Annotated in this window: 10 protein-coding genes; 6 read left to right on the top strand and 4 right to left on the bottom strand. The window is 70.4% G+C overall.

Going from position 1 to position 12,182, the window contains the following annotated elements; translation table 11 throughout:
- The 4 genes from LCHO_RS07685 to LCHO_RS23320 all read right to left on the bottom strand — a co-directional run bounded on the left by LCHO_RS07685 (position 1) and on the right by LCHO_RS23320 (position 5,043).
- Positions 1–885, bottom strand: a complete 885-nt coding sequence (locus LCHO_RS07685; protein ID WP_050757313.1) for a hypothetical protein — start codon at positions 883–885, stop codon at positions 1–3.
- A 425-nt stretch (positions 886–1,310) separates the two neighbouring features.
- On the bottom strand, positions 1,311–3,323 hold the full coding sequence (locus LCHO_RS07680; protein WP_043704012.1) for a diguanylate cyclase domain-containing protein: 2,013 nt from the start codon (positions 3,321–3,323) through the stop codon (positions 1,311–1,313).
- A gap of 132 nt (positions 3,324–3,455) precedes the next feature.
- Positions 3,456–4,697, bottom strand: coding sequence for a methyl-accepting chemotaxis protein (locus LCHO_RS07675; RefSeq protein ID WP_012346568.1), 1,242 nt, complete (start codon positions 4,695–4,697; stop codon positions 3,456–3,458).
- Between the two features lie 100 nt (positions 4,698–4,797).
- Entirely contained in the window at positions 4,798–5,043 is a 246-nt protein-coding gene (locus LCHO_RS23320) for a hypothetical protein (protein WP_150105429.1), read from the bottom strand.
- Between LCHO_RS23320 and LCHO_RS24115 the strand changes: the two genes are divergently transcribed.
- Genes LCHO_RS24115 through LCHO_RS22045 form a run of 6 tightly spaced genes read left to right on the top strand, consistent with a single transcriptional unit; the run spans position 5,042 to position 12,107 of the window.
- The gene (locus LCHO_RS24115; protein WP_012346567.1) at positions 5,042–6,175 is read left to right on the top strand and encodes a methyl-accepting chemotaxis protein; all 1,134 of its coding nucleotides are present in this window, start codon (positions 5,042–5,044) and stop codon (positions 6,173–6,175) included. The genes LCHO_RS23320 and LCHO_RS24115 overlap by 2 nt on opposite strands.
- A 14-nt stretch (positions 6,176–6,189) precedes the next feature.
- A complete protein-coding gene (locus LCHO_RS07665; RefSeq protein WP_012346566.1) occupies positions 6,190–6,558 on the top strand; it encodes a response regulator in 369 nt (122 codons plus the stop codon).
- Positions 6,559–6,563: 5 nt separating this feature from the next.
- Entirely contained in the window at positions 6,564–6,929 is a 366-nt protein-coding gene (locus LCHO_RS07660) for a response regulator (RefSeq protein ID WP_012346565.1), read from the top strand.
- Between the two features lie 9 nt (positions 6,930–6,938).
- A complete protein-coding gene (locus LCHO_RS07655) occupies positions 6,939–7,271 on the top strand; it encodes an STAS domain-containing protein (RefSeq protein WP_012346564.1) in 333 nt (110 codons plus the stop codon).
- Entirely contained in the window at positions 7,268–9,520 is a 2,253-nt protein-coding gene (locus LCHO_RS07650) for a chemotaxis protein CheA (protein WP_012346563.1), read from the top strand. The genes LCHO_RS07655 and LCHO_RS07650 overlap by 4 nt, the downstream gene beginning before the upstream one ends.
- Positions 9,521–9,545: 25 nt before the next feature.
- Positions 9,546–12,107 carry a methyl-accepting chemotaxis protein gene (locus LCHO_RS22045; protein ID WP_012346562.1) on the top strand — a complete coding sequence of 854 codons (2,562 nt, stop codon included), beginning with the start codon at positions 9,546–9,548 and terminating at the stop codon, positions 12,105–12,107.
- The last annotated feature ends 75 nt before the right edge of the window (positions 12,108–12,182 follow it).

Below are 12,182 nucleotides of genomic sequence, written 5' to 3'. Positions count from 1 at the left end.
TCAGTAGGCGTGCACGGCTACGACATGCACCACACCGGCGATCACCAGCAGGAACACGAACGGGATGTGCGCCACGTGCCAGAGCGCGAACAGCCGCTCCCAGGCGGCGAACAGCGCCACCCGCATCACCGCCGTGAAATACGCGACCACCGCGCGCCGCACCACGCGCTGGCGGCGGCGCAGGTTGGTGCCGTCCCAGCCCTGCTCGGCGGCCAGCTGGCGCAAGGCCAGGCGGGCCTGATGCTGCACCCGCAGGCGCAGCATCCAGCTGCGCACCGGCAGCACCAGCAGCAGGCGCACCCAGTGGCGGCCGGCGCTGGTGGCGCGGTCGAGCGCGTCGCGCTCGAAGGCGTCCAGCGCGGCCTGCACCGTCGGCGCGAACCACAGCACCGAGCGGCGATCGCCGTCCAGCCCGTTGTGCTCGCGCAGGTCGCGCAAGGCGTTGCGTTCGGCCACCAGGCCGCGGTTGACACGCACGTACAGAAAGCGCCCCAGCACGCCGCTGCCGGCCACCACCAGCATGCTGTAGAGGGCCGCCGCCGCATTGAGCGAACTGGCCTGGAAGCGGCAGTGCAGCAGGATCAGCAACGGCCCGCCGATGCCCAGCAGCATGTGACCCCACAGCCAGGCCTTGACCTTGCCCCAGCGGTGCAGCACCCGAACATGCTTTCGCAAGGGATAGAGCAGCAGCAGCAGCATCATCGAGCCGCCGACCACGCCGAGCCAGTAGCCGACGTCGTCGCCGGACTCGAACCAGCCGAGCTGGCTGACCTGCCAGGTCGAGCCCAGCAGGGTGACCAGCCCGATCAAGGTCAGCCAGCCGGTGGGCACGCGGCGCACGGCCCCTTCCTGCGGGGCATCGCGGCGCGCGGCGGGCGGCGACACGGCATGTGGCGCGCGGGCAGGAAGTTGAAGGGCGGTTGTCACGTGGGCTGTCCTGTGGCGGACTGCAGCGGAAATATCGGGTTATTCAACCCGATAACCGGATGCAGAATGGATTTATTTCCCACCAATACTAGGAGGAGCCCCTGAATAGTGCCTTAAGGTCGGCGTGATAAATGGTAAGCAAGACACATTTGCGCGCCGCAATCCACTGGGAATCGGGCTTTCGACGCACCGCAATGTCAGGCCACGCACCTTGTGCGTGCCAGGAGCACCGGAATGCACGACTATTCCGCGTCAATTGACCCAATGGCGGGTTGACACCCCCAGCCCAGCACCCCCGCCGGCGACGGGGCCGCGTCTACATTCGCCCGGCACTTGTTACAAACAGGCCGGTCGCATCCGCAAAAACCCTGATCCCTGTGGGCTCATCCGGGACGGCTGGTGACCAGCCGCAAGGACGGCAGACTGCCGGTACGCACGGCGTTGCGGCCGGCCTGCTTGGCCTCGTAGCAGGCCAGATCGGCGCCATTGAGCACGCCGGCCACGTCGACGCCGCCGGCCGGGATCTCCACCACGCCGACACTCGCACCCACGCTCAGCTCGTGTTCGCCCCAGCGCACGATCACCTGCTCGACCGCCAGACGCACCTTGTGCGCGATGCGTTCGGCCGCGGCCAGGTCGCAGGCACCGAGCACGATCGCGAACTCGTCGCCACCCAGTCGCGCCACCAGTTCGTCGCGCCGCACGCTGGCTGCGAGCGCCTGCGCCACCTCGCGCAGGACCTGGTCGCCGGCGGCGTGGCCGGCGCTGTCGTTGACCTGCTTGAAGCGGTCCAGGTCGATGAACAGCGCCGCCGCCGTCATGCCCGGCTGCATGTGGGCGAGCAGGCGCGCCAGTTCATGCTCGAAGTGGCGCCGGTTGACCAGCCCGGTCAGGGCGTCGTGGTTGGCGGTCCAGGCCAGTTCGCGATGGGCTTCGCGCTCGTCGGTGACGTCGCGCAGCAGCCAGATCGTGCCGGCTGCCGCATCGCTCACGTTGACCGGACGGCCGTGCAGTTCGCCGATGAAACGACCGCCGTCGCGGCGCAGGAATTCGAAGTCGCCGACAAACGGCCGACCCGCGGCGAAGGCATCGGCCACATCCGGGCCGACCTGTTCGTAATCGGCCTCGGAGGCATAGATCAGCCGTGCCGGCTCGCCCACCAGCGCCCCGACGGGATAACCGAGCAGGCGGCACCACTCGTCGCTGACCACCTCGAAATGGCGCGCCCGCGTGAAGGCCAGTCCCATCGGCGCGGTGCTCATCACCGAGCGCAGCTTGTCGAGCAGCGAGGCGTTGCTGGCTTCGACACGGGCCTGCGCACGCAGCGAATCGCGCAGCGCGAGCTCGAGTTCGCCGACCTCGCCGGGCGCATCGGGCCAGCCCTCCTCGAGCGGCAGGCCGTCGGGGCCGAGGGCACGGGCGCGCTCTTCGAGGCGGTCGAGCGGACGCAGCAGCCGCACCAGCCACCACCACAGCAGGCCCGTCGCCAGCAGCGCCACGCCGGCGGCGTAGCCGAGGGCCTCGCGCACGGCGAGCTGGAAGCCGCCCAGCAGCGCCTCGCTCGACACCACCCGGAACACCATCCAGTCGGCCCCCGCCACACCGGCCTTGGCCACCACGTAGCCGGCCTCGTTGACGGCGTCGGGCAGCGGCTCGATCGGCCGACCCGATCGCACCCACTGCGCCACCGTCGACTGCAGGCCGGGCACCGATTCGACCGGCCGCATCACCATCGCGGGGTCGGGGTGCGCCAGGATCAGGCCCGACGCATCGGCGACGACCGTCTGCACCACCGTGCGGCCATCGGAGCCGGTGGCGGCCAGATCGGCCAGCAGGTCATGGGAACTCAGGCGCAGCGTGCCGAGCAGAACGGCACCGCCGGTCGGGCCGACCGACGCGACCGGCATCGTCAGCACGACGACGGGCTCGCGCGACAGCCGCCCGATCATCGGCTCGGAGACGATCGGCCGGCCCAGCTGCACGGTCTGCCGGAAGTAGGGGCGATCGGCCACCGAGAGGCCGTCCTGGCGAATGCCCGAACCGTCGCGCACGGCCAGCACGCGGCCGTCTGCCGACACCAGCGCGATGTTGGCGAACAGCGTGGCCAGCACCTGGCGCTGCTGCATGTAGCGCACCTGGGCGGCCGGATCGGTGAGGATGGTGGCGTCGACCGGTGCCGCCGCCGCCCGCAATGCGACCTGCAGCAGCACGATGCGCTGGCGCAGCACGGTGGCCAGGTGCTCGGCATTGGCCGCTTCGCTGTCGAGGATGGCCTGCTCGGTGTGGCGGCCACCGCGTTCGAGCATCAGGCTCGACACCACGACCACGCTCAGGGCGATGATCACGCCGCTGGCCAGCGCCAGCCGCAACTTCAGCGAACCGGCCCAGCTGCGCAAGCGTGCGACCCAAGCCGGCCGAGGTCTGATCATTGTTTTTCCATGAGGGAAAACAGTGTATCGAAGCCGCTTCAGGGCGCGGACCTGCATCCGGCCGGAACGCGGGTGCGCCGGCCGTCGGTCATGTTCGGTTCAGGTGAGCTTGAAGGATGCCACCTTGTCGTCGAGCGTCAGGCCCTGGTCGCTCAGCGCGTTCGAGGCCGACGCCATCTGCTCGACCAGCCGGCGGTTCTCCTGCGTCACCGTGCTCAGGCCGCGCAGCTCGGCCAGGATGTCCTGCGAGTTCTGCTGGCCGGCGCGCGTCAGCGAGACCACCTGCTGCATTTCCGCGTGGATGCGGTTGACCTGTTCGTCGGTGGTGTGCAGCGCCGACACCGCCTCGCCGGCGAGCGCATGGCCGTGCGAGATGTCGTCGGTGGAGCGGCCGATGATGTCGCTGATGCGGCGCGCCGATTCGGCACTGCGCTTGGCCAGGCTGCGCACCTCTTGCGCCACCACCGCGAAGCCGCGGCCAGCGTCGCCCGCCTTGGCCGCCTCGATCGAGGCGTTGAGCGCCAGGATGTTGGTGCGGAAGGCCAGGTTGTCGATCAGCTCGACGATCTCGCCGATCTCGCGGCCACGCTTCTGCAGCGACTGCATGCGCTCGTCGAGCTGCTGCATCTGATGGCGCGCATGCGCGGCATCCAGGCGCATGCGCTGCACCACGCCCTCGGCCAGGTCGACCCGGTTGCCGCAGGCGTCGAGCTGCTCGATGTAGCGGCCCACGCCCTGCAGGATCTGCTCGATCGACTGCGCCGACACGCTGGTGCGGCGCGCCAGATCCTGGTTGCCGCCGGCGATCTCGCGCGAGGCATGCGAGGCGGCGGCGACACCCTGGCGCACCACCGCGAACAGATCGGCCAGCCGCGCCAGCGATTCACCCAGCGAATGCATCGCCTGCGCCACCTCGTCGCGGCCCCACGGCGCCGGACGCGCGCTCAGGTCGCCGCTGGCCATGCGGCCGACCTGGTCCTTGAGCTGCAGCAGGCCGCCGTCGATGACGCGGTAGAACGACAGCAGCACGTACACCGCCAGCGCCAGGCAGCCCGCCACGGTCGCCAGCAGCCAGCTGAAGTGGCTGGCCTGCGCGGGCATGTTGCGTTGCACCTCGTACAGCAGCACCAGCACCGGCAGCAGGAAGGTCATGCCCACCAGCAGCGCCTTGCCCTTGACCGACAACGCGCGCATCAGCCTCACGCCGGGCGCGAACACGCCGTGGTAGCGGAAGAACTCGTGCAGGCCGCCGCGACGTGCAGATGCGGCCGTGTCGGCCGCGCCTGTGGCCGCACCCGGCTGGCGCTGCCATGGCAACGACCAAAGGAGCTGGATACGCATCAATTGCCTTCGTGTGTCAGATCTGCCGGGTCGGTGCCGCGATGGCCGCCACAGTTTTCATGCGGTGTGCCGATACGGCAGGCAGCGCGCCACGGTCTGTTCAATCCCTGACCGGATTGTTGACGGCCGGCACCCGGCCCCAAGCGCGCAACTGCGGCAGGAATCCCGGTGATTTCGGCGCCTGGCCGAGGGCCGAGTCGCGCCACAGTGAAGCCTGTTCCCACCGGGCCCGGACGAGCCGGAGGGTCAGGCGCAAACCGGTGACGACCGATTTATCAGATTCAGCGAGGTTCCATGCGACATCGACCGTCGATCCAGCCCGGCCTGCCGACCAGGACGCAGCCATGAACGCCCGCCCGCTCTCGAACGAGGCCTCCGAAGCCCCGACCGCGGCCGTGCTGCCCACGGCCCTGGCCGCGCTGAGCAGTTTCGGCGCCGCGATGGCGGCCAGCGAGGCCGGCCCCTGGGCCTGGCTGGTGGCCGCCGCCGGTGGCGCGGCGGTGGCCTGGCTGGCACGCCCGCGCGGCGCGCAGCGCCACCACGACGACCGCGACGACGCCCAGGGCGCGCGCCTGATGGTCGGCAAGGTGGTGCCGGTCTGGCGGCGCCATGTCGAAGCCTCGAAGCAAGAGGCCGACAAGGGCATCAACCACCTGCTGGAAAGCTTCTCGAGCCTGTCCGACGGTCTGTCGGCCGCCGCCCAGCAGAGCCAGGGCGACCCGATGGGCCTGCGCGCGGGCACCACCGACGAACTGCTCGAGCAGCACGCCGACGCCATCGACGCCCTGCTGCAGCCGATGCAGGAGGCGCGCAGCCAGCGCGAGGCGATGCTCGGTCAGGTGCTGACCCTGCACGACGACCTGGCCGAGCTGCAGCACATCGCCAAGGAAGTGCGCCAGATTGCCGCGCACACCAACCTGGTGGCGCTCAACGCGTCGATCGAGGCACACCGCGCCGGCCGCGAAGGCCAGGGCTTCACGGTGGTGGCGCAGGAGGTGCGCGCGCTGGCCAGCCAGTCCGACAGCGCCGGCGTGCGCATCGCCCGGCGCATCGACCAGCTGGCCGAGCGCATCAGCCAGACCCGCGACCAGGCGCTGGTGCAGTCCGGCAGCGACGAGGAACTGCGCCTGCGCGCCCGCATGCAGGCCCGCGACGTGATCGGCGTGCTGGTGCGCGACCTGTCGCGCTCGCTGCAGTCCTCGCGCGAACTGCAGGCGGTCAGCCTGCAGATGAGCAACGACCTGGAACAGATCTTCATGGGTTTCCAGTTCCAGGACCGGCTGACCCAGATGCTCGACGCCATCGGCAGCGACATGGCGCGCTTCGCCGACTGGGTCGACGAACACCAGGACGCCAGCCAGGCCGACGCGGCGCGCTGGCTCGAGGAGCTGGAGCGCACCTACACGATGGAAGAGCAGCGCAACCATCACCACGGCACCGTCGACATCAAGCGCAGCACCGGGGTCGATTTCTTTTGATGAGGAGTGAAACGATGAGCAATACCGTGATGGTGGTGGATGACTCCAGCAGCTTCCGCACCGTGGTGACGCTGGCGCTCAAGCGCGTCGGCTACGGCGTGGTCGAAGCCAGCGACGGACGCGACGCCGTGCGCAAGCTCGACGCCCAGCCGATCGACCTGATCGTCTGCGACGTCAACATGCCCGAGATGGACGGCATCAGCTTCGTGCGCCACGTGCGCGGCACGGTCAAGCACCGCAGGACGCCCGTGATCATGCTGACCACCGAAACCAGCGACGCCAAGAAACAGGCCGGCCGCGACGTCGGCGCCAATGCATGGATCACCAAGCCCTTCCAGCCCTCCAAGCTGGTCGAGATGGTGGGCAACTACTTCAAGGGGTGAACGAGATGAGCAAAACCGTGATGGTCGTCGACGACTCGAGCAGCTTTCGCACGGTCGTCAAGCTGGCGCTGCAGAAGGCCGGCTACAGCGTGGTCGAAGCCGGCGACGGCAAGGATGCCGTGGCCAAGCTGACCGGCCAGAAGATCAACCTGATCGTCTGCGACGTCAACATGCCCAACATGGACGGCCTGGCCTTCCTGCGCCACATCAAGGCGCTGGCGGCCTACAAGTTCACGCCGGTGATCATGCTGACCACCGAGAGCCAGGAAGCCAAGAAGGCCGAGGGCCGCGCCGCCGGGGCACGCGCCTGGATCACCAAGCCCTTCCAGCCCTCGCAGCTGGTCGAGGCGGTCAACAAGCTCTGCGTCTGAGGCCCGGCGATGGACACCGGACACGGCCAGCCGGCGCTGCCCTTCGCCCTCGGCGGCGAGCTGTGCATCCAGACCGCCGCCGAGCAGCGCCAGGTGCTGATCGATGCGCTCGGGCAGGCCGACGGCCGTGACCTCGCGCTCGACCTGCACGAGATCCACGGCTGCGACAGCGCCGGCGTGCAGCTGCTGCTGGCCACCCGCCTGCAGCTGCAGCGCAGCGGCCGGCGCCTGCACCTCGAGGCGCTGAGCCCGGTGGTGCGCGAGGTCCTGCGCACCTACGGCCTGCAGGCCCTGTTCGACAGCCCCCCGACGCCCGGCGACCGACGCGAGACACAGTCATGACCGACGACGACATCCTGGCCGCAGCACGCGAGGGCTTCCTCGAAGAAGCCGACCAGCTGCTGCAGCAGTTCGAGGAATCGCTGCTCGGGCTCGAATCCGATCCGCAGGACTTCGAGCTGCTCAACGCCGCCTTCCGCGCCGCCCACACCATCAAGGGCACCGCAGGCCTGTTCGGCTGCGACGCGGTGGTCGGCTTCACGCACGAGGTCGAGACCCTGATGGAGGCGCTGCGCAGCGGCGAACTGGCCGTCAGCGAAGCGATCTTCGCTGCCCTGCTGCAGGCCCGCGACCAGATGGGCCGCCTGCTCGAGGAAGTGCGCGCCGATCGGGGCACCCTCGAACTGTGCGACGCCGACGTGCAGGCCATGAGCCAGCGCCAGGCCGACGAACTGCGCGCCCTGATGGGCCTGGCGCCGCTGGGCGCGGCCACGCATGACGGCGCGCCGGACACCCCCGTCGCCCCGGCCGCCGGCGCCGGGCTCTGGCACCTGTCGCTGCGCTTCGGCGGCGACGCGCTGCGCAACGGCCTCGACCCGCTGTCGTTCATCCGCTACCTCGACACCGTCGGTACGGTCGCCGCGATCGACACGGTCTGCGACAGCCTGCCCGAACTGGCCGAGCTCGACCCCGAGCACTGCCACCTCGGCTTCGAGATCCGACTGGCCAGCTCGGCCGACCGGCAGGCCATCGAACAGGTCTTCGAGTTCGTGCTCGACGACTGCTCGCTGCAGCTGCTCGCCCCCGACGCCAGTGCCGCAGACTACGACCGCCTGCTCGACCAGCGCAGCGGCGGCGATGCCGACGCACGCGAGGCGCTGCTGCAGCGGTGGCTGGCCCAGGGCGTGCCGCTGGCGCTGCGTCCGGCGGTGCCTGCCGCTGCGGCAAACGCCCTGCCGCCGACCGGATCGAACCCGGCCGCCGACACGCCCGACCTGCCACCCGAGAGCGCCCCGGTGGTGGCGATCGAGCGCCGCGACGGCGAGCGCGAGCGGCGCAAGGAAAGCGAACGGCGCGCCGGCGCCAAGGACCGGCGCGGCGACGACACCCGCTTCCTGCGGGTCAGCGCCGACAAGCTCGACCACCTGATCGACCTGATCGGCGAGCTGGTGATCGCCGGCTCGGGTGCCGAGCTGGTGGCCCAGCGCGAACAGTCACCGGCCTTCATGGAAGCCGCGCTGCGCATCCACGACCTGGTGCAGGAGGCACGCGACGGCGCGCTCGGCCTGCGCATGGTGCCGATCGGCGAGACCTTCGCGCGCTTCCAGCGCGTGGTGCGCGACGTCAGCAAGGCGCTGGGCAAGGACGTCGAACTCGAGATCACCGGCGGCGACACCGAGATGGACAAGTCGATGGTCGAGGCCATCGCCGACCCGCTGATGCACCTGGTGCGCAACAGCCTCGACCACGGCATCGAAGGCGGCGACGAGCGCGCCGCCAGCGGCAAGAACCCGCGCGGCAAGCTCGCGCTCAACGCCTATCACGAGAGCGGCCAGATCGTCATCGAGGTCAGCGACGACGGCCGCGGCCTGGCGCGCGAGCGCATCCTGGCCAAGGCGATCGAACGCGGGCTGATCGACGGCGACACCGTGCTCACCGACGCCGAGGTCAACCTGCTGATCTTCGCGCCGGGTTTCTCGACCGCCGAGAAGGTGACCGACATCTCCGGGCGCGGTGTCGGCATGGACGTGGTCAAGCGCAACATCGACGCACTGCGCGGCCACATCCAGATCGCCAGCACCGTGGGCCGCGGCACCACGATGCAGATCCGCCTGCCGCTGACGCTGGCGATCATCGACGGCTTCCTGACCAGCATCGGCGACGTGCATTACGTCGTGCCGCTGGAGGGCGTGGTCGAGTGCATCGAGACCCCGCCGGCCTGCCGTGCCGGTGCGAGCGGTGGCGTCGGCCCACGCCTGTCGGGCTGCTTCGACCTGCGCGGCGAGGTGCTGCCCTACGTCGACCTGCGCACCTGCTTCCAGCTCAGGAGCGCGCCGCCGGCACGCCAGAGCATGCTGCTGGTGCGCACCGCCACCAGCAAGGTCGGCCTGCTGGTCGACCGCCTGCTGGGCGAACACCAGACCGTGCTCAAGCCGCTGGGGCGGGTGTTCCAGCAGCTGCCGGGCATCGCCGGCTCGACCATCCTGGGCAGCGGCGAAGTGGCGCTGGTGCTCGACATCCCGAGCCTGATGAGCCACGTGACGCCGCCCGTGCAGCGTGGCGGCGCCCACCATCCCCAGACGACCCACTGACCCACCCCATAGCCAACCCAAAATCATGCGCAGCAACCTGCCTGTCAGCCAACGCGAACTGGCCCTGCCCGCGGGCATGCACATCGCATCCCGCACCGATGCGAAGGGTCGCATCAGCTGGGTCAACGCCGACTTCCTCTGGGCCAGCGGCTACAGCGAAGCCGAGCTGATCGGCCAGCCGCACAACCTGATCCGCCACCCCGACATGCCCGAGGCCGCGTTTGCCGACATGTGGGCGACGCTGCAGGCCGGCCTGCCGTGGACCGGGCTGGTCAAGAACCGCTGCAAGAACGGCGACCACTACTGGGTGCGCGCCCACGTCACGCCCGAATACCAGGGCGATGCGATCAGCGGCTTCCTGTCGGTGCGCACACCCGTCGGCCGCGACGAGGTGCTGGCCATCGAGCCGATCTACCAGTCGCTGCGCTCGGGTGCGGTCGACGGCCACGGCCTGGTGCAGGGCCGCTGGGTCAACCTGGCCGGCGAGGCCCGCGCCAGCCGCCGGCGCGCCTGGCTGGGTGGCCGCAGCCTGGGCGCCCAGGCCGCGGTGGTGGCCGCAGCTGGCGTGTCGACGCTGGCCGCCGCACTCGCCGCCGCCTGGCTGCACGAGCCGCTGTGGGGCCTGGCGCCGCTGGCCGGCGCGCTGTTCACCGGCTGGGCCGGTGCACGCCTGCTGCGCCGCGTCCGCCACACGCTGGTCGACAGCCGGGTGCAGATCGACCGCTTCGCACAGGCCGATTTCGACCAGCCGCTGCCGGCGCTGGCCGGTGTCGACGAAGCCGCCGCCCTGCCGCACGCACTGCAGCGCCTGCAGACCCGGCTCGGCTTCGACTTGGCCGACGCGCAGCGCTGCGCCCGCATCGGCGCGCGCATCACCAGCGCGCTCGACGCCGCCGGCGCCGCCGTGCTGGTGTGCGACGAAAACGGCGAAGTGACCTACGCCAACCCGTCGCTGCGCGAACTGATCGTCAACCTGGCGCCGCGGGTGTGCGCCGAACTGCCGCACTGGCCGATCGGCGAACTCGGCGCCGTCAAGCTGCCGCTGCTGTTCACCGACGTCGGCCGCAAGCCGCTGCTGATGCCGCTCGACCAGCTGCTCAAGCCCCACACCCAGCGCCTCGAGATCGCCGGCCAGACACTCGACATCGCCCTCACCCCGGTGCTCGACAACCGCGGCGCCCGCATCGGCACCGTCACCGAATGGCATGACCGCACCGCCGAACTGGCCGCCCAGGCCGACGAACAGCGCCACCTGACGGCCGAACGCCAGCTGCACGAGGAGGCGTTGCGCATCAAGCAGGCGCTCGACGCCGCCTCGATGCCGGTGCGCATCGCCGACGCCAACGGCACGGTGGTCTACCTCAACCAGGCGCTGCAGCAGATCCTGCGGCGCGACGTGGCGGCCTTCCGCAGCGAGCTGCCGGGCTTCGACCCCGAGCGCGTGCTGGGCGGCTCGATCGGCATGTTCTACAAGGATCCGCAGGCCGCGGTCGACCGCCTGCGCAAGCTGACCGCGCGGGTGCAGACCCGCATGGTGCTGGGCGGCCACACCTACGACGTCACCACCACGCCGGTGACCGCCACCGACGGCACGCCGCTGGGCAGCGTCGGCCAGTGGGCCGACATGACCGACCAGCTGGCGGCCGAAACCGCGCTCAGCGAGCTGGCGAAGGCGGCCAATGCCGGCAACTTCGGCGCCCGTTTCGACGTGCGCGGGCGCAGCGGCTTCTACCTGCAGGTGGGCCAGATGCTCAACGAGCTGCTGGCTGGCGTGTCGCTCACGCTCGGCCAGGTGCGCGAGGCGGCGCAGCGGCTGTCGACCTCGGCCGGCCACGTGACCAGCACCTCGCAGTCGCTGGCGCAATCGGCCTCCGAACAGGCGGCGAGCATGGAGGAGACCAGCGCCTCGCTGCAGGAGATCTCCAGCAGCGTCGACCACAACTCCGACAGCGCCCGCCAGACCGACCAGATCGCCTCGCGCGCCGCGCAGGAAGCGCAGGAAGGCGGCAGCGCCGTGACGCAGACGGTCGAGGCGATGAAGGCGATCGCCACCCGCATCTCGATCATCGACGACATCGCCTACCAGACCAATCTGCTGGCGCTCAACGCCGCCATCGAGGCCGCCCGCGCCGGCGACCACGGCAAGGGCTTCGCGGTGGTCGCCGCCGAGGTGCGCAAGCTCGCCGAGCGCAGCCAGGTGGCGGCGCAGGAGATCAGCCAGCTGGCCGCGTCGAGCGTCGGCATGGCCGAGCGGGCCGGCGCGCTGCTCACGCAGATGCAGCCGTCGATCGCCCGCACCTCGACGCTGGTGCAGGACATCGCCAGCGCCTCGGGCGACCAGGCCCAGCAGGTCAAGCAGCTGCACGCGGTGATGGACCAAGTCAGCCACTCGACGCAGATCAACGCCGCATCGGCCGAGGAGCTGTCGGCCACCGCCGAGCAGCTCAACGACGAAGCCTCGCAGCTGGAGCACCTGGTGGCGCAGTACCAGCTCGATGCCGACGCACCCGCTCAGGCCGGCGGCTTCGCGGCCGAGCCGACCCGCTCGGCCCGCACCCGGCAACGCGAAACCCAGTTCATCCAGTGAGCCGACAGGCACACCGAGGCAGTCACCGATCCGCCGCCTCGATGCCCGGCCCAGCGACACCCCATTCCGCCAGAC

This window comes from Leptothrix cholodnii SP-6 (assembly GCF_000019785.1).
Lineage (GTDB): Bacteria > Pseudomonadota > Gammaproteobacteria > Burkholderiales > Burkholderiaceae_C > Sphaerotilus > Sphaerotilus cholodnii.
This window is presented reverse-complemented; position numbering and strand designations above follow the sequence as displayed.

Excerpts from the sequence above, each read along its gene's own strand:
- LCHO_RS07675 (WP_012346568.1), bottom strand. The coding sequence starts at position 4,697 with ATGCGTATCCAGCTCCTTTGGTCGTTGCCATGGCAGCGCCAGCCGGGT.
- LCHO_RS22045 (WP_012346562.1), top strand. The coding sequence starts at position 9,546 with ATGCGCAGCAACCTGCCTGTCAGCCAACGCGAACTGGCCCTGCCCGCG.
- LCHO_RS24115 (WP_012346567.1), top strand. The coding sequence starts at position 5,042 with ATGAACGCCCGCCCGCTCTCGAACGAGGCCTCCGAAGCCCCGACCGCG.
- LCHO_RS07660 (WP_012346565.1), top strand. The coding sequence starts at position 6,564 with ATGAGCAAAACCGTGATGGTCGTCGACGACTCGAGCAGCTTTCGCACG.
- LCHO_RS07650 (WP_012346563.1), top strand. The coding sequence starts at position 7,268 with ATGACCGACGACGACATCCTGGCCGCAGCACGCGAGGGCTTCCTCGAA.
- LCHO_RS07665 (WP_012346566.1), top strand. The coding sequence starts at position 6,190 with ATGAGCAATACCGTGATGGTGGTGGATGACTCCAGCAGCTTCCGCACC.
- LCHO_RS23320 (WP_150105429.1), bottom strand. The coding sequence starts at position 5,043 with ATGGCTGCGTCCTGGTCGGCAGGCCGGGCTGGATCGACGGTCGATGTC.
- LCHO_RS07655 (WP_012346564.1), top strand. The coding sequence starts at position 6,939 with ATGGACACCGGACACGGCCAGCCGGCGCTGCCCTTCGCCCTCGGCGGC.